We start from the raw sequence: 16,208 nt of genomic DNA, 5'->3' as shown, positions 1-16,208 counted from the left end.
GCGACCCGTCCGGGTGAACGGGTTCGAGAAGGCCGCGATCGGGGTAGGGGACACCCATGTCCACCACCAGCCTGGTCCTCCTCGTCATCGCCGTCCTGGTCGTCGCCGCTCTCGTCGCGGTCGCCGTGGTGGTGCTGCTGCAGCGCAACGCCCGCCTCCGGTCCGCACGGGTCGAGCAGGCCGGCCAGCTGCGCACGCAGGCGGCCGCCCACGACGAGCCGATCGCGGCGTCGCGCAACCGGGTCGAGGAGGCGCAGGTGCGCGCCGACGAGGCGCACGCCCGCGCCGACGAGGCCGACCGCGACGTGCACCTGGCCGAGCAGGTGCTGGCCCACGACGAGGCGCAGCAGGAGGACCGACTGCGTGCCGCCGACGACCTCGACCCGCACCGCGAGGCCGAGCACAGCACCGGGACGGACACCGCCCCGACGAACGACCCCGGGAACGGCGTCACCCACGACCACGCGAATGACCACGGGAACGGCACCGACGACGACTCCGAGGGCCGACACCGCGCCTGACCCGCCCCGCGGGTCTGGGAGGCTGCGAACATGCAGCCCGCCGCGCTCCCACCGCGCCGCCCCGGCACCCAGGTGCCGGCAGCGACCCGCACCCTCCGGGTGCTGCGCTTCCTGGCCGGCCAGCCCGACCCGGTGCCGGTCGACCGGATCGCCCGCGCCTGCGACCTGCCCCGCTCCACGGCGTACCACCTGCTCGGCGTGATGGTCGAGGAGGGCTTCGTGACCCACCTGCCCGAGGAGCACCTCTACGGCCTGGGCGTGGCGGCCTTCGAGGTCGGCTCCGGCTACGCCCGACAGGTGCCGCTGCAGCGCATCGCGCGCCGGGCCCTGGCCACCCTGGTCGACCGCACCGGCCACAACGCGCACCTGGCGGTGCTGCACGGTCGCGACGTGCTCTACGTGCTCGAGGAGCGCGCCCCCGGGCGCCCTCCCCTAGTCACCGACGTGGGGGTCCGCCTCCCGGCCCACCTGACCGCCAGCGGCCGCGCCGTGCTGGCCGGGCTGTCGCCCGCCCAGGTCCGCGCGACCTTTCCCGGCCCCGAGTCGATGGTCGAGCGCACCGGCCTGGGCCCGGCCACCCCGCGCGCCCTCAAGGAACTGCTGGTGCAGACCCGGCAGCGCGGGTACGCCACCGAGGACGGCGAGGTGAGCGAGGGCATGGCCAGCGTCGCCGCCGCCGTGCGCGACCACAACGACCACCCCGTGGCGGGTGTGGCGCTGACCTACCCGGTCGCCGAAGTCGACGGGGCCGCCGGGGCCGACGGGGTCGAGGCCCTGGCCGCCGAGGTCCGCCGCACCGCCGACCAGCTGACCCGCCGCCTCGGCGGCGGGCGGGCCCGGTGACGGCGAGCCGCGCCGGGGCCCGGTGGGGCGTGCCGCAGGTCGCCCTGGCCGCCTTCCTCTGGGGCACCGGCGGCCTGGTGGTCCAGCTCGTGCGCGAACGAGTGCCGATGACGGTGCCGACCATCAGCGCCTGGCGCCTGGGACTGGCCCTGGTGGCGCTGCTGGTGGTGGTGCTGGCCCAGCGTGCCGGCGGCCGCCTGCTCGTGCTGCTGCGCCAGCGGCCGCGGCGGGTGCTGGCCGTCGGTCTGGCGACGGCGGGCTACCAGCTGCTCTACTTCCTGGCCGTCACCTGGGCCGGAGTCACCGTCGCGACCGTGGTGAGCCTGGGGCTGGCCCCGGTGCTGCTCGGGGTCGGCGAGGCGGTGAGCGCCCGACGGGTGCCGGGCCCGACCCGGCTGGTCGTGGTCGCCTCGGCCCTGGCCGGCCTCGTCCTGGTCTCCACCGCCACCGGCCACGGCGGCGGTGCGGTCGGGCCCCGGCCGGCGGCGGGGCTCGCGGTCGCCGTCGCCGCCGGCGTCCTCTACGCGCTGGCGACCGGCTGGGGCGGTGACCTGGCCCGCGGCACCCCGCCCCTCGTGCTCACCGCGGCCACCACCGGCGTCGGTGTGCTGGTCCTGGTGCCGCTCGCCGTGCTCGGCGGCGGCCCCCTGCTCACCGCCGACCCCGGGGTGCTCGCCCTGCTGGCCTACCTCGGTGTCTTCACCATGGCCGCCGCGTACGCCGCCTTCTACGCGGGCCTGCGCACCACGCGCGGCTCGACCGCGACGCTGGTCACCCTGGTCGAGCCGCTGTCGGCGGCGGCACTGGCCGCGGTCGTGCTGGGTGAGCGGCTGGCGCCCACGGGGCTCGTCGGCGCCGCGCTCATCCTGGCCGCCGTGGCCGGGCTGGCCCGCGACGAGCAGGGCGCCGTGAACGCCGCGGCGGTGGCCGCCGGCCCCACTGCGGCACTGCCGGGCGTGCCGCGACGCACCGACCCCGGCTGACCCTCCAGGGGCCGGACTCGGCGAAACGCCGCACGTGGGACCGGGTCGGTGCCCACACTGTGACGAGCGCCTCGACAGTGACGTGAACATGTGTCACTTTCTTGTCACGTTCCCTCCGGAGGTCCCCATGCGTCGCAGCACGTCCCCCACCCGTCCCCCGCGCGAGCCCGGCACCACCCGCCGCCTGGCCTGGACCGCGATCGGTGCCGCGCTCGTCGTCGGCGCCGCCGTGGTGGTGCCCGGTGTGGTCGGGGAGCCGGCCGGCCCGACGGACGCGCAGGGCGAGCGCGCCCGCGGTGGCCTGCAGGCGGCGCACGAGGCGGCCAGCGGCCGCGGCACCCTGCCCTTCACCGACGCCCACGGCCACGAGGTGCGTCTCGACGTCGACCCGGCGACCAAGAACGCGGTCTCGCGCGCCGGCGAGGAGGTCGGCGCCGAGACCCACGACCCCACGACCGCGACCGAGCGGGCCGCGGCGGCGGCGTACGTGGCCCGGGAGCGGGCGCGCCGCGACCCCCGTCTCGGCTCGACCAAGGCCTACCCGCGGCGCACGACCCACCCGCGCACCCGCTACGCCATGGCCCGCGGCTGCTACACGCTCGTGCCCGGCGGCGAGCCGACGTACTTCCAGGCCACCGACCTCGGCGAGTACCTGCTGCTGACCCCCGACGAGCAGCTGGTCGCCGCCGGCGGCGGGCGGGCCGACGAGCCCAGCGACGCCACGGTCTGGACGGCGTCGAAGAAGGGCCGGCTGGTCTCGCTGGCCAACGACGGCGAGCGCCTCGAGGTGGAGGGCCGCACCGCGTTCCGGCTGACCACCGCGAAGGGCTGCGCGACCTGGCCCGAGGCACAGGTCGACGTCTCCGGTCGCCCGCACTCCGGGGTCACCCCCTTCCAGGAGGTGCGTGGCTACGTCGACGCGCACACCCACCACATGGCCTACGAGTTCCTGGGCGGCGAGGTGCACTGCGGCAAGCCGTGGGACCGCTTCGGCGTCGAGGTCGCGCTGACCGACTGCGACGACCACAACGCCACCGGCGGCTACGGCGCGCTGCTCGAGACCGCGCTGTCGGGCGAGGTCGGCCACGACCCGGTCGGCTGGCCCACCTTCGTCGACTGGCCCGCGCCGGCCTCGCTGACCCACGAGGGCACCTACTACCGCTGGATGGAGCGCGCCTGGCGCGGCGGGCAGCGGCTGTTCACCAACCTGCTGGTCGAGAACAACCAGCTGTGCCAGCTCTACCCGCTGAAGCGGAACTCCTGCGACGACATGGACTCGGTGCGCCTGCAGATCCAGCGCACCTTCGAGTTCCAGGACTACGTCGACGCGCAGTTCGGCGGCCCGGGCAGGGGCTTCTACCGGATCGTGACCAGCCCCTTCGAGGCCCGCCGGGTCATCAACGAGGGCAAGATGGCCGTGATCCTGGGCATCGAGACCTCCGTGCCGTTCGGCTGCACCTTCAAGAAGCTGCCCGGGGGCGACCTCGCCCAGTGCGACGCCGAGACCATCGACGAGCAGATGGACGAGATGCACGACCTCGGCGTACGCCAGATGGAGCTGGTCAACAAGTTCGACAACGCCCTGTCGGGCATCGCGGGCGACGCCGGCGAGACCGGCGTGGCGGTCAACAACGCCAACTTCCTCGAGACCGGCACCTACTGGGACATGCGCACCTGCTCGCCCGCCGGCACCGAGAACCACGACCGCAACCAGACGCTGGCCGCCCCCGAGATCTCCGCGGACCAGCAGGACGCGCTCTTCGGTGCGATCGGGCAGCTCTTCGGCTCGCTGAACCTGCCGGCGCTGCCGCTCTACCCGCGCACCAACCACTGCAACGACCGTGGGCTGACCACACTGGGCGAGCACACCATCAACAGCCTGGCGAAGCGCAGGATCGTCTTCGACCCCGACCACATGAGCGTCAAGGCCCGCAACCAGGCCCTCGACCAGATCGAGGAGCTCGGCTACCAGGGGCTGCTCTCGAGCCACTCCTGGTCGACCCCCGACGCCTACCCGCGCATCTACGAGCTCGGCGGCTTCATCACGCCGTACGCCGGCGACTCGACCGGCTTCGTGGAGAAGTGGCGCAAGCACGTCGGCTGGGCCGACGAGCGCTACTACTTCGCGATGGGCTACGGCGCCGACATCAACGGCCTGGGCGCGCAGGGCGACCCGCGCGGTGCCGACGTGCCCAACCCGGTGACCTACCCGTTCAAGGGCCTGGGCGGCGTCACCGTGCGCCAGCAGCGTGCCGGCGAGCGGGTCTACGACATCAACGCCGACGGCGTCGCGCAGTACGGCCTCTACCCCGACTGGATCGAGGACCTCGGCAAGGTCGCCGACGCCCAGCAGGGCGACGGGTCGGCGGTGCTCGACGACATGGCGCGCGGCGCCGAGGGCTACCTGCAGATGTGGGAGCGCGCCTACGGCATCGCCCCCGACTCCTGCCGCAACCCCGAGCAGCAGCTGCCGGTCGCCACCGTGCAGCGCCGCCTCGAGCGCGGCATGAGCACGCGGCAGGTGATGAAGGTCGTGGGCCAGCCCTACACCCGGCTCGGACGCACGTTCGGCTTCTGCGCCACCCAGGGCGGCGCGGAGGTCGAGATGACCGCGACCTTCACCAAGCGCGGCAGCCTGCGCGGCGTACGCCGCACGTGAGGAGGGGAGCGGGCCCGGGCGGGCCCAGGGCGCAGACAGTCGCTGGCGTTGAAGTTACCGCCCGGTAGGCTGCATCTCACCCCGACCGAGGCCTGACGGCGTCGGCCCCGGGGCCTAGGCTCACGCAGGCGCGCAGGAAGCCGCGCGCCAACAGAACCCGAGGAGCACGTCCGCATGCAGACCTTCGCCATCGTGGTGTCCCTGGCGTTCACGGCGGTCGCCGTGGCGATGACGGTGCGGGCGGTGCGCTCCATCGTGGGCACCGTCCGCGTGGGCACGCCGATCAGCCGCAACGACAACCCCGGGCGGCGCACGGTGACGCTGCTCAAGGAGTCGATGCTGCACACCCGGATGCTCCAGTGGCACTGGATCGGGGCGATGCACTGGTTCGTGTACGCCGCCTTCATCGTGCTCTCCGCGGCGGTGGCCACCGGCTACGTGCAGCTGTTCAACCCCGACTTCGCGCTGCCGATCATCGGCCACTTCTTCCTCTTCGAGTGGGTCAGCGAGGGTCTGGGCCTGCTCGGCACGATCGGCATCATCTACCTGGCCGTCCACCGCCAGCTCAACCATCCGCGCGACAAGGGCCGCCGCAGCCGGTTCTTCGGCTCCAACCAGTGGCAGGCCTACTTCGTCGAGGCGTTCGTGCTCGTGGAGAGCGCCGCGATCCTGTTCATCCGCGGCGCGGAGTACAACCTGGGCCAGATCGACTCCGCCCACCCCGAGGACTTCACGGCCTTCCACTTCCCGATCTCCAGCCTCGTCGGCGAGGCGCTCTTCCCGGCCGGGGTCGCCGGCAACGAGTCCGCCCTGGAGACGACCATCGTGGTCATCGCGATGATCAAGGTCGTCCTGGCGATGATCTGGCTGATGGTCATCTCCTCCAACCTGACCATGGGTGTCGCCTGGCACCGCTTCACCGCCTGGTTCAACATCTTCTTCAAGCGCGAGTCGATCGGCCGCGACACCGACGGCGCCACCACCGCCCTGGGCGCGGTCAAGCCGCTGACCAACAACGGCGTGCGGGTCAGCCTCGACGACATCGAGGACCTCGACGAGGACGCCAAGCTGGGCGTCGGCGCCGTCGAGGACTTCTCCTGGAAGGGCCTGCTCGACTTCACCACCTGCACCGAGTGCGGCCGCTGCCAGAGCCAGTGCCCGGCCTGGAACACCGACAAGCCGCTCTCGCCCAAGCTGCTGATCACCGCGCTGCGCGACGCGACGTACGCCAAGGCCCCCTACCTGCGCGCGGGCGAGGACGAGCGCGCGGCGCTGCTCGAGGGCGACACCGCCCTGGCCACCGAGGTCGAGCGCCCCCTGGTCGGCGAGACCGGCGGCCGGCTCGACGGCCTCGACGACGGCGAGTGGTTCTACAACCCGGCCAACGGCTCCGCGGTCATCGACCCCGAGGTGCTGTGGAACTGCACCTCGTGCGGCGCCTGCGTGCAGCAGTGCCCCGTCGACATCGAGCACGTCGACCACATCGTCGACATGCGCCGCTACCAGGTGCTGGTCGAGTCCAACTTCCCCGCCGAGCTCAACGGCCTCTTCAAGGGCCTGGAGAACAAGGGCAACCCCTGGAACATGTCGGCCTCGGCCCGCATGGACTGGGCCAAGGGCCTCGACTTCGACGTCAAGGTCGTGGGTGAGGACATCGAGTCCCTCGACGAGGTCGACTGGCTGTTCTGGGTCGGCTGCGCCGGCGCCTACGAGGACCGCGCCAAGAAGACCACCCGCGCGGTCGCCGAGCTGCTCGACATGGCCGGGGTCTCCTTCGGCGTGCTCGGCAACGGCGAGACCTGCACCGGCGACCCGGCCCGCCGCGCCGGCAACGAGTTCGTCTTCCAGGGCCTGGCCGCGCAGAACGTCGAGACGCTGACCGAGTACAAGGTCAAGAAGGTCGTCTCGACCTGCGCCCACTGCTTCAACACGCTCAAGAACGAGTACAAGGAGTTCGGCATCGAGCTGGAGGTGGTCCACCACACCCAGCTGCTGAACCGCCTGGTCCGCGAGGGCAAGCTCACCCCCGTCAAGGAGGGCGCGGGCGCCCACAAGCGCTCGATCACCTACCACGACCCCTGCTACATCGGTCGCCACAACGGCGTCTACACCCCGCCCCGCGAGCTGCTGCAGATCCTGCCCGGCGCCGAGGTCGTCGAGATGGAGCGCAACTCCGAGCGGTCCTTCTGCTGCGGCGCCGGCGGCGCGCGCATGTGGATGGAGGAGAACACCGGCGAGCGGATCAACATGAACCGCACCAACGAGGCCGTCGGCACCGGCGCCGACCAGATCGCCGTGGGCTGCCCCTTCTGCCGCGTGATGCTCTCCGACGGGCTGACCATGAAGCAGTCGAAGGGCGAGGCCCGCGAGGAGGTCGAGGTCCTCGACGTCGCGCAGATGCTGCTGGCCTCGGTCAAGGGCGAGATGGCCACCAAGGCCGCGCCCGGCTCGGCCGGCGCCCCGGCCAAGGCGGCCCCGGCCGCCAAGGCTGCTCCCGCTGCTGCTCCCGCCGAGGACGTCGCGACCAAGGCGGAGCCCGAGGCCGGCGACGAGACGATCACCGACGACACCGTCGTCGAGACCCAGGACGCCGGCCCGCTGGCCAAGGCCAGCGGAGGCTCCAGCCTCTTCGACTCCCCCGACGCCGCGGCCGCCGACGACAAGCCGGCCGGCGCCACCTCGGGCGGCTCGCTCTTCGACACCCCCGACACCGCGGCCGAGGAGAAGCCGGTCGCCGAGGAGGCCCAGGCAGCCAAGCCCGAGTCTTCCGGCGGCTCGCTCTTCGACCTCGGTGGTGACGAGCCGGCCCAGACGGAGACGAAGACCGAGGCGAAGGCCGAGCCGGCGCCCGAGGCGAAGGCAGCGCCCGCCGCGCCCGCCGACGACCTCGGCTCCGGCGGGTCGCTCTTCGACCTCGGCGGTGACGAGCCCGAGGCCGCGACCACCGAGCCCTCGACCAAGGCAGAGCCGGAGCCGGAGGCCGAGGCAGAGCCGAAGGCTGCGGCGACCGAGTCCCCGACCGAGTCCGCCCCGGCCGAGGCCGACCTGGGCTCGGGCGGATCGCTCTTCGACATCAGCGCCGACGAGCCGGCGGCCCCCGCCGCCAAGGCCGAGCCCGCGAAGGCCGAGGCAGCACCCGTTGCCGAGGCACCGAAGGCGGCCCCGAAGGCGGCCCCGAAGGCGGAGGCCCCGGACCTGTCCAGCGGGTCGCTCTTCGACATCGCCGCCCCCGCGCCCACCGAGCCGCAGGCGAAGGCCGAGCCCACGCCCGAGCCGGAGCCCACGCCCGAGCCCGAGCCGGAGCCGCAGGCGAAGGTCGAGCCCGAGCCCGAGCCCGAGCTCGCAGCGGAAACTGCACCGGCCCCGGCAGCGGCACCGGCAGCAGCCCCGGCCTCGTCCGGGTCGGCGACTGCGCCCAAGACCGACGTCGACCTCGACTCGATGGGCTCGCTCTTCGACATCGAGGCCCCCGAGGCCACCACGGTCGAGCGTCCCGCCGCCCCGGCCCAGCCGGAGCCCGAGGCGCAGGCTGCGGAGGCGGAGGCTGCGGAGGCGACGGCCGTGGCGCCGGAGTCCACCGAGGCCGAGGCCGAGAGCACGACCGGCTCGGACGACGTCCCCGACGGCGCCGCGCTCAGCGCGGCCGCCACCCAGGCCGCAGGCACCGCCGAGGAGACGCCGGCCCCCGAGCCGGCCGAGGCCGAGGCCGTGGTCGAGGAGACCCCGGTCGAGGAGCAGGCGGCCGAGGAGCCGGAGCCGACCGAGGCGCAGGCCGAGGAGCCCGTGCAGGAGGAGAAGCCGAAGCCGGCCTCCAGCGGCGCCACGCACACGCCGAAGACCGACGTCGACATCGACGAGTCGGGATCGCTCTTCGACCTCTGAGCAGGTCGGCCCCCGTGGCCGACGAGAAGTGTGGAGCCCCGGATCAACCTGGTTGGTCCGGGGCTCCACACTTTCCGCAGGGCTCCAGCTGGCCGGTCCAGCCGCGGCGGGTCAGCACCGCCGCCACCGCACGGGCCGTGGCGCAGGGCCGGTCGACCGCCTGCCCCCAGCCGATGCGCAGCGTCTCGCCACCGGCGCTCGCCACGGCGTGGGCCAGGTCGCGGTCGAGGTCGCGGTCGCGCTGGCGCACCGAGGAGTGGTGCAGGCGCCCGTCGAGCTCGACGCTCACGCCCTGCTCGGCGTACACGACGTCCTGCCAGGTGGTGCGACCCTCGTGGCGGGCCCGGACCTGCCGGCTGCCGACCGGCAGCGCGTGGGCGCGCTCGACGCGGGTGAGGTACTCGTGCTCCAGCACCGAGCAGGTGCCCTCGGCCACGTCGAGGAGCACGCCGGCGACCCAGGCCCGGCGTCGCGCCCAGGGCCGGGCGTCGAGGGCGGTGACCAGGCGCTGCGCCGTCGTGCGCCGCGAGCCGCAGGCATCGGCCAGCGCCGCGATCGCGGCCAGCTCGTCGTCGCAGGCGAGCGCGACGTCGAGCGCCGCCTCCTCGTAGCGCAGCCGTGGCGGCCCGGCGTTCCACCGCACCCGTGCCTCGTAGCCGGCGACCCGGTGCACGACGACCCCGCGGGGCGGGTCGAGCCGTCGGCCGCGGCCGACGGTGACGTGCACGAGGTCGGTCTCGCGCCCGGGCCGCCCCGGCCCCTCGGCGGCGCGCAGCGCACTCTCGTGCGACAGCGCGGCGGGCGCCGCCCACAGCACCGCCGCCCACGCTCGCCGGGGCCAGTCCAACGGCCCGGTGTGGTCGACGTACACGCCGCGGTGCACCTCGATGAGGTCGCGCCGGCGCAGCATCCGGGCCACGCCGACCCGGTCGACGTCCTCGAGCTCGAGCAGCTGGCGGCGCGCCACGACGCCGCCCTGGTCGCGCAACAGCCGGGAGATCTCGTCCATGACCCGACCCTGTCTCGGGCGGGCCCCCCGCGCCGGGCGCGCCTGGCACCTGTGGAGGGGCCGGCGCCGGCGCCTCGCTGTGGACGTCAGTCGTCGTCGACGGCCCCGTCGGGGACGTAGACCGGGCGCAGCCGCGCCCAGCCCAGGAAGACCGCGGAGACCACGAGCATCGCCAGCCCCGCCCACAGGTTGGCGTTCACGCCGCCGGTCTTGTCGGTCTCGGGGTCGGCGAGGAGGCCCATCAGCACCAGGATCACGCCGTAGGCGCCGATCAGCCAGCCGATGATGTTGCGGATGTCGAAGGCGCCGGCTTGGTGCCGGCGCGCCCCGCCGGTGCTGTCCCGGCCGGTGGTGTTCTCAGGCATCGAGGTCTCCTCAGAAGGCCAGGTTGAGTGCGATGACCATGACGAGCGCGATGCTCGCCAGGGGGACGGTGCGGCGGTACCAGGGGTACGACGCCTCGTCGGGGTCGGTGCGCTCCTCGCGCGGGGTCTCCGAGTAGACCAGGCCGCGCAGCGAGCCCTCGGGCTTGGGGGCGGTGACCAGCGAGACCGCGACGCTGACGACGATGTCGACCGCGAAGGCCGCGCCGGCGGCGACGAAGGCGGCGCCCTGGCCGCTGAGCGGCAGCACCCCGATGCTCAGCCCGCCCAGGGTGCCCTCGGCCAGGAAGCCGACCAGCACCGCCGCCGACGTACCGGCGACCAGGCCGGCCCAGCCCGCGGTGGCCGTCATCCGCTTCCAGAACATGCCGAGGATGAAGGTGGCGAAGAGCGGGGCGTTGAAGAAGCCGAACAGCGTCTGGAGGTAGTCCATGATGTTCGAGAAGCTGGAGGCCAGGTAGGCGGTGCCGATCGCGGCCACCGTGGCGCCGATGGTCGCCAGCCGGCCCACCTGCAGGTAGTAGCGGTCGGGGCGGTCCTGCACGCCGTAGCGCTGCCACAGGTCGAAGCTGAAGACGGTGTTGAACGCCGAGATGTTGGCGGCCATGCCGGCCATGAACGCCGCGAGCAGGCCGGCGATGGCCACGCCGAGCAGGCCGTTGGGCAGCACGTCGCGCATCAGGTAGATGAGCGCGTCGTTGTACTGCACCGTGCCCTCGGCGCCTCCGGTGACCTCCTCGCCGGCCTTGGTGCGGGCGATCTCGCTGACCAGCACGGCGGCGATCATGCCGGGCAGGATGGTGATGAAGGGGATGAAGATCTTGGGGAAGGCGCCGATGATTGGGGTCTTGCGGGCCGAGGAGATCGAGTCGGTGGCCATCGCGCGCTGGACCTCCACGAAGTTCGTGGTCCAGTAGCCGAAGGAGAGCACGAAGCCCAGGCCGAGCACGATGCCGACCACGGACAGGATGTCGGAGGAGAAGCCGGTCAGGGCGGTGCCGGGCCACGAGTTGAGCTGCTCGGCGGCCGACGGCACCCCGGGCGCGCCGGCGTCGGCGGCGATGCGCTCCTTGAGCCCGTCCCAGCCGCCGACCCGCGAGAGGCCCAGCAGCGTCAGCGGCAGCAGCCCGGCGACGATGACGAAGAACTGCAGCACCTCGTTGTAGATCGCCGCGCTCAGTCCGCCGAGGGTGATGTAGCTGAGCACCACCGCCGCGGCCACGACCAGGGCGATGATCAGGTCGATGCCGATCAGCGCCTGGATGATGCTGCCGAGCAGGTAGAGGTTGATGCCGGCGATCAGCAGCTGGGCCACGGCGAACGAGATCGCGTTGACCAGGTGGGCGCCGGTGCCGAAGCGGCGGTACATGAACTCGGGCACCGAGCGCACCTGCGAGCCGTAGTAGAACGGCATCATCACCACGCCCAGGAAGAGCATGGCCGGGATCGCGCCGATCCAGAAGTAGTGCACCGCGGGCAGCCCGAACTGCGCGCCGTTGGCGCTCATCCCCATGATCTCGACGGCCCCGAGGTTGGCGGAGATGAAGGCCAGCCCGGTGACCCAGGCCGGCAGCGAGCGCCCGGACAGGAAGAAGTCGACGGAGTCGGAGACCTGGCGGCGCGCCACCACCCCGATCGTGAGCACGAAGCCGAAGTAGATGGCGATGATCAGGTAGTCGACGGGGTGCGCCGAGATGATCGTGTCACCGGCCCAGACGGATGTCACCGGCAGTCCTTTCGCGAGGGAGCACGACTGCGGGCAGAGAGCAGTCGGTCGAGGCTAGGCCCCGCCTTTACCCTCGAGCCCACCCCTGCGGGCGAGGGACGGGTCAGGCGCAGGTGACGCAGGTGCGCGCCGCGGGGCGGACCTCGAGCCGCGCGGCCGGGATCGGGCGCCCGCACCGCTCGCACACGCCGTACGTGCCGGCCGCCTCGCGCTCCAGCGCGGCGTCCAGGTCGCCGAGGCGCCGCTCGCCCTCGCGCAGCAGGGCCGCGACCTGGGAGCGCTCGAAGGCGATGGTGGCGCCCTCCGGGTCGTGCTCGTCGTCGGCGTTGTCGCGCTCGGAGGCGGCGCGGAAGCCCTCGAGGTCGGCACGCAGCAGCGCGAGCCGCTCGAGCACCTCGGCACGCTCGGCCTCGAGCCGGGCCCGGGTGCCCGCGGGGTCAGTCACGGGCTCGCTCACAGGAAACGGGCCGAGGCCCACCTCGACCCGACGTCGAGGTGGGGGTAGGCCCGGTCGATGCCCTCGTAGACCTCGCGGTAGTGCCGCGCCACCTGGGCCACCAGCTCGTCGGGCAGCACCTCGGCGGTGCGCGGCGTCTGGTTGGGCCGGGACTCGGTGTCGGGCTCGATGTGCGAGAGCCCCAGGGCGGAGGTCAGGGCGCGCAGCGAGGCCGGCTCGAAGAGCGTCTCGTAGAGCACCACGTGCACCTGCTCGTCGGGCAACGCCTCGCGCACCCGCGCCAGGGTCAGGTCGTAGCGGGTGCGGGCCGCGACCTCGTCGTCGGCGTGCAGGCGGCGCACCCAGTCGGCCGAGGCGCCGGGGTAGCGCGAGGGCTGGCGCATCTGCATCATCCGCACCGCCGACCAGATCCGCTCGACGGGGTCGCGCAGCGACATCAGCACCCGCATCTGCAGGCCCCGCTGCTCCACGCCCTCGCGCACCATCGCCAGGCGCTGCGCGCCCAGGCCGCCGTACGCCGGCGTCAGGTCGCCGGTCAGCCGGGCCCGGCCGGGCCCGACCAGCGAGGCGAAGTAGTCGAAGTAGGAGTCCGGGTCGAGCATGAACGTCGCCTGGCGCAGCGCGCGTACGTCGGCGCTGCGGCCGCCGGTGGCCAGCGTGTCGAGGGCGGTGCGGCCGCGCTTGAGCACCCGCTTGAGCCCGGGGAGGTCCTCGGCGAGGTCGAGCCGGTCCCAGACGTGGTACTCCTTCATGAAGCCCAGGTCGGTCTCGGCGGAGGAGCCGAGGTAGTCGTGCAGCCAGGCCGTGCCGCCCTTCTGGCAGCCCGTGCCGAGCAGGAAGACCGGGCGGTCCTCGTCGGTGAGCTGGTCGTCGGCCGGAGCCATCAGATCGCGGTGCGGTGGAAGCTCTGGAACGAGCGCGAGGGCGTCGGGCCGCGCTGGCCCTGGTAGCGGCTGCCGTACTTCTCCGAGCCGTAGGGGTGCTCGGAGGGCGAGCTGAGCCGGAAGAAGCAGAACTGCCCGATCTTCATGCCCGGGTAGAGCTTGATCGGCAGCGTCGCGACGTTGGCCAGCTCGAGGGTCACGTGCCCGCTGAAGCCCGGGTCGACGAAGCCGGCCGTCGCGTGGGTCAGCAGCCCGAGGCGGCCCAGGGACGACTTGCCCTCGACGCGCGCGGCGATGTCGTCGGGCAGCGAGACGACCTCGTAGGTCGAGCCGAGCACGAACTCGCCGGGGTGCAGGATGAACGCGTCGTCGCCCTCGGGCTCGATCATCCGGGTCAGGTCGGACTGGTCGGCCGCCGGGTCGATGTGGGGGTACTTGTGGTTCTCGAAGACCCGGAAGAACCGGTCGAGGCGCACGTCGATCGACGAGGGCTGCAGCATCGTGGGGTCGAACGGGTCGAGGGCGACCCGCCCGGCGTCGATCTCGGCCATGATGTCGCGGTCGCTGAGGAGCACGGGCGCCAACCTACCGTCCGCGCCCCGGCCGTGGCAGCCGACCGGCACCCGGGGACAATGGGGCCCATGAGCTCGAGCCCGCGCTTCTCCCGCTACGTCGCCCTCGGCGACTCCTTCACCGAGGGGGTCGGCGACCACGACCCCGAGCGTCCCAACGGGGTGCGCGGCTGGGCCGACCGGGTCGCGGAGGTCCTGGGAGAGCGCGACCCCGGCTTCGCCTACGCCAACCTGGCCATCCGCGGTCGCAAGCTGGCGCCGATCCTCGAGGAGCAGGTGGAGCCGGCGCTGGTGCTCGAGCCCGACCTGGTCACCGTCTACGCCGGGGCCAACGACATCATGCGGCCCTCGGTCGACCTCGATGCGCTGCTGGCGTCGTACGAGGAGATGATCGCGCGGCTGCGCACCGGCGGCGCCGAGGTGCTCGTGTGGACCTCCGCCGACCCGGGCGGCTCGGCGACGTACCGGCTGGTGCGCGACCGGTTCCGGCGCTACAGCGAGGGCGTGCGCGAGATCGCGGCCCGCCAGGGCGCGCGGGTGCTCGACTACTGGCACCTCACCGAGTACGCCGACTGGCGGATGTGGGACGCCGACCGGATGCACATGGGCCCGGCCGGCCACCAGCGGATGGCGATCGAGGTGCTCGACACCCTCGGCATCGAGCACGACCTGGAGCCGCTGGTGCTGGCCGATCCCGGGCCGACCTCGTGGGCGCAGCGGCTGCGCACCGACGCGACCTGGGTGCGCAGCTTCCTGGTGCCGTGGCTGCACCGCCGGGTCACCGGACGCTCGTCGGGCGACGGGATGGCGCCGCGCTACCCCGAGTACACCCGGATCGCACCGGCCGGCGCGTGATCGTCTAGCATGGCCGCGCACCACCTCGGTGGTGCATGCGGACGTAGCTCAGTTGGTAGAGCGCGACCTTCCCAAGGTCGATGTCGCGAGTTCGAGTCTCGTCGTCCGCTCCACCCGCTCCCCTCACCTGGGGCCACCCGCGCGGGGGGCTCTTCCCGGCCTAGGCTCGGGGGCATGACCCCACCAGCGAGCGGCGCCGCGGGCGGGAGCGCCGGGGAGTTCACCGGGTTCCCCTCCGCCGCCCTGGACTTCTACGACGACCTCGAGGTCGACAACACGAAGTCGTACTGGGAGGCCCACAAGCACGTCTACGCCGCGTCGGTGAAGGCGCCGATGACGGCGCTGTGCCGGGCCCTGGAGCCGGAGTTCGGGCAGGCCAAGATCTTCCGGCCCTACCGCGACGTGCGCTTCGCGAAGGACAAGACGCCGTACAAGACCCACCAGGGGGCGTTCGTCGCCGTGGGGCCCGCCACCGGCTGGTACGTCGAGATCTCACCGCGCGGCCTGCGCACCGGCGCCGGGTTCTACGAGGCCGCCGGCGCCCGGCTGGCCTCGTTCCGCGAGGCGGTCGCCCACGAGCGGTTCGGCCCCGAGCTGGAGTCGTTGGTGGCGGCCGCGGTCGCGGACGGCTTCGAGCTGGGCGGCGAGCGCCTCAAGACCTCCCCGCGCGGCTTCGACGCCGACCACCCGCGCATCGAGCTGCTGCGCCACAAGTCGCTGACGCTGGGGCGCTCCCACGGCTTCGAGCCGGTCATCCACACCCCCGCCGCCCTCGACCTGGTGCACGACGACTGGCGGACCCTGCGTCCCCTCGTGGAGTGGCTGGCCCGGCACTGCCAGGACTGAGGTACGGGCCGGGTCGGCGCGAAGTTCGGGCCGGGTCAGGGGGCGCGGTAGGTGGCCATCGTGCGCTCGGGCTCCCAGAAGGCGCGCATGGAGCGCACCCGGCCCTCGTCGTCGACGACGTAGACCATGACGAGGTCGGTGTGCGTGGAGCCGCCGTCGGCGAAGCCGGTGTGGATGGTGCCGACGTTGGCGCAGGTCGCGCCGTTGGCGAAGGACTCCCTGATCTCGAAGCGGAAGGTCGCGATCGGCTCGATCGCCAGGCGCCAGAACGCGGCGATGCCGTCGTGGCCGTGGTGGCCGCGGCCCTCGGGGTCGAACATCGAGGGACCCACGGGGTCCTCCAGCACCGCGTCCTCGGCGTACACGCCGAGCCACTCCTCGAGGTCGCCCTTGGCCACCGCGGAGTAGGAGCGCATCGACGCCGTCCGGGCCGGGTGCTCCTCGAGGGTGGCGTGCCACTCGACGGCGGGCGAGCTGATCGCGGACGGGAGCGAGGTCGTCATGCGAGGCATCGTAGGACCGGGATGGAACATGTTCTAGTGTCGCGGCGCTCGTCAGAGCGTCGACCAGCCGTGCCGGCGACGACAT

General features: G+C 73.2%; 14 protein-coding genes and 1 tRNA gene. 8 read left to right on the top strand and 7 right to left on the bottom strand.

Going from position 1 to position 16,208, the window contains the following annotated elements; translation table 11 throughout:
* Positions 1-56 precede the first annotated feature (56 nt).
* The 5 genes from QWJ41_RS01065 to QWJ41_RS01045 all read left to right on the top strand — a co-directional run bounded on the left by QWJ41_RS01065 (position 57) and on the right by QWJ41_RS01045 (position 8,888).
* Positions 57-521 (top strand): hypothetical protein, encoded by a 465-nt coding sequence (locus QWJ41_RS01065; RefSeq protein WP_302705276.1) that lies wholly within the window; start codon positions 57-59, stop codon positions 519-521.
* Between the two features lie 30 nt (positions 522-551).
* Positions 552-1,364, top strand: coding sequence for an IclR family transcriptional regulator (locus tag QWJ41_RS01060; protein WP_302705275.1), 813 nt, complete (start codon positions 552-554; stop codon positions 1,362-1,364).
* Positions 1,361-2,347 carry a DMT family transporter gene (locus tag QWJ41_RS01055; RefSeq protein ID WP_302705274.1) on the top strand — a complete coding sequence of 329 codons (987 nt, stop codon included), beginning with the start codon at positions 1,361-1,363 and terminating at the stop codon, positions 2,345-2,347. The genes QWJ41_RS01060 and QWJ41_RS01055 overlap by 4 nt, the downstream gene beginning before the upstream one ends.
* Before the next feature lie 127 nt (positions 2,348-2,474).
* Entirely contained in the window at positions 2,475-5,006 is a 2,532-nt protein-coding gene (locus QWJ41_RS01050) for an amidohydrolase family protein (RefSeq protein WP_302705273.1), read from the top strand.
* 174 nt (positions 5,007-5,180) lie between these two features.
* Positions 5,181-8,888 carry a (Fe-S)-binding protein gene (locus QWJ41_RS01045; protein ID WP_302705271.1) on the top strand — a complete coding sequence of 1,236 codons (3,708 nt, stop codon included), beginning with the start codon at positions 5,181-5,183 and terminating at the stop codon, positions 8,886-8,888.
* A 43-nt stretch (positions 8,889-8,931) separates the two neighbouring features.
* On the opposite strand, the gene QWJ41_RS01040 is transcribed toward QWJ41_RS01045, so the two are convergent.
* From QWJ41_RS01040 to dcd, 6 genes are all read right to left on the bottom strand, one after another.
* Positions 8,932-9,897: a type IV toxin-antitoxin system AbiEi family antitoxin domain-containing protein gene (locus tag QWJ41_RS01040; RefSeq protein WP_302705270.1), complete on the bottom strand. Its 966-nt coding sequence runs from the start codon at positions 9,895-9,897 to the stop codon at positions 8,932-8,934.
* Positions 9,898-9,983: 86 nt separating this feature from the next.
* Positions 9,984-10,262, bottom strand: a complete 279-nt coding sequence (locus QWJ41_RS01035) for a hypothetical protein (RefSeq protein ID WP_302705269.1) — start codon at positions 10,260-10,262, stop codon at positions 9,984-9,986.
* 10 nt (positions 10,263-10,272) lie between these two features.
* On the bottom strand, positions 10,273-12,006 hold the full coding sequence (locus tag QWJ41_RS01030) for a sodium:solute symporter family protein (protein WP_302705267.1): 1,734 nt from the start codon (positions 12,004-12,006) through the stop codon (positions 10,273-10,275).
* 103 nt (positions 12,007-12,109) lie between these two features.
* Positions 12,110-12,451 (bottom strand): TraR/DksA family transcriptional regulator, encoded by a 342-nt coding sequence (locus QWJ41_RS01025; RefSeq protein ID WP_302705266.1) that lies wholly within the window; start codon positions 12,449-12,451, stop codon positions 12,110-12,112.
* Positions 12,452-12,459: 8 nt separating this feature from the next.
* Positions 12,460-13,347, bottom strand: a complete 888-nt coding sequence (locus QWJ41_RS01020; protein ID WP_302705265.1) for a sulfotransferase — start codon at positions 13,345-13,347, stop codon at positions 12,460-12,462.
* Positions 13,347-13,922, bottom strand: a complete 576-nt coding sequence (gene dcd, locus QWJ41_RS01015) for a dCTP deaminase (protein ID WP_302705264.1) — start codon at positions 13,920-13,922, stop codon at positions 13,347-13,349. The genes QWJ41_RS01020 and dcd overlap by 1 nt, the downstream gene beginning before the upstream one ends.
* 66 nt (positions 13,923-13,988) lie before the next feature.
* On the opposite strand from dcd, the gene QWJ41_RS01010 reads away from it, so the two are divergent.
* The 3 genes from QWJ41_RS01010 (at position 13,989) to QWJ41_RS01000 (ending at position 15,620) form a co-directional block, all read left to right on the top strand.
* On the top strand, positions 13,989-14,774 hold the full coding sequence (locus tag QWJ41_RS01010; protein ID WP_302705262.1) for an SGNH/GDSL hydrolase family protein: 786 nt from the start codon (positions 13,989-13,991) through the stop codon (positions 14,772-14,774).
* A gap of 37 nt (positions 14,775-14,811) precedes the next feature.
* Positions 14,812-14,887: transfer RNA gene (locus QWJ41_RS01005), tRNA-Gly, on the top strand.
* A gap of 61 nt (positions 14,888-14,948) precedes the next feature.
* The gene (locus QWJ41_RS01000) at positions 14,949-15,620 is read left to right on the top strand and encodes a DUF2461 domain-containing protein (protein ID WP_302705261.1); all 672 of its coding nucleotides are present in this window, start codon (positions 14,949-14,951) and stop codon (positions 15,618-15,620) included.
* A 35-nt stretch (positions 15,621-15,655) separates the two neighbouring features.
* On the opposite strand, the gene QWJ41_RS00995 is transcribed toward QWJ41_RS01000, so the two are convergent.
* Positions 15,656-16,123 (bottom strand): nuclear transport factor 2 family protein, encoded by a 468-nt coding sequence (locus QWJ41_RS00995; protein ID WP_302705260.1) that lies wholly within the window; start codon positions 16,121-16,123, stop codon positions 15,656-15,658.
* Positions 16,124-16,208 lie beyond the last annotated feature (85 nt).

Origin of the sequence: Nocardioides cremeus (assembly GCF_030518195.1) — a bacterium.
Lineage (GTDB): Bacteria > Actinomycetota > Actinomycetes > Propionibacteriales > Nocardioidaceae > Nocardioides > Nocardioides cremeus.
Note: the sequence above shows the minus strand (reverse complement) of the source record. Positions and strands in the feature narration are given on the sequence as shown.

Coding starts and splice junctions, on each gene's coding strand:
- QWJ41_RS01000 (WP_302705261.1), top strand. CDS start 14,949: ATGACCCCACCAGCGAGCGGCGCCGCGGGCGGGAGCGCCGGGGAGTTC.
- QWJ41_RS01040 (WP_302705270.1), bottom strand. CDS start 9,897: ATGGACGAGATCTCCCGGCTGTTGCGCGACCAGGGCGGCGTCGTGGCG.
- QWJ41_RS01045 (WP_302705271.1), top strand. CDS start 5,181: ATGCAGACCTTCGCCATCGTGGTGTCCCTGGCGTTCACGGCGGTCGCC.
- QWJ41_RS01020 (WP_302705265.1), bottom strand. CDS start 13,347: ATGGCTCCGGCCGACGACCAGCTCACCGACGAGGACCGCCCGGTCTTC.
- QWJ41_RS01065 (WP_302705276.1), top strand. CDS start 57: ATGTCCACCACCAGCCTGGTCCTCCTCGTCATCGCCGTCCTGGTCGTC.
- QWJ41_RS01035 (WP_302705269.1), bottom strand. CDS start 10,262: ATGCCTGAGAACACCACCGGCCGGGACAGCACCGGCGGGGCGCGCCGG.
- QWJ41_RS01050 (WP_302705273.1), top strand. CDS start 2,475: ATGCGTCGCAGCACGTCCCCCACCCGTCCCCCGCGCGAGCCCGGCACC.
- QWJ41_RS01060 (WP_302705275.1), top strand. CDS start 552: ATGCAGCCCGCCGCGCTCCCACCGCGCCGCCCCGGCACCCAGGTGCCG.
- QWJ41_RS01010 (WP_302705262.1), top strand. CDS start 13,989: ATGAGCTCGAGCCCGCGCTTCTCCCGCTACGTCGCCCTCGGCGACTCC.
- QWJ41_RS00995 (WP_302705260.1), bottom strand. CDS start 16,123: ATGACGACCTCGCTCCCGTCCGCGATCAGCTCGCCCGCCGTCGAGTGG.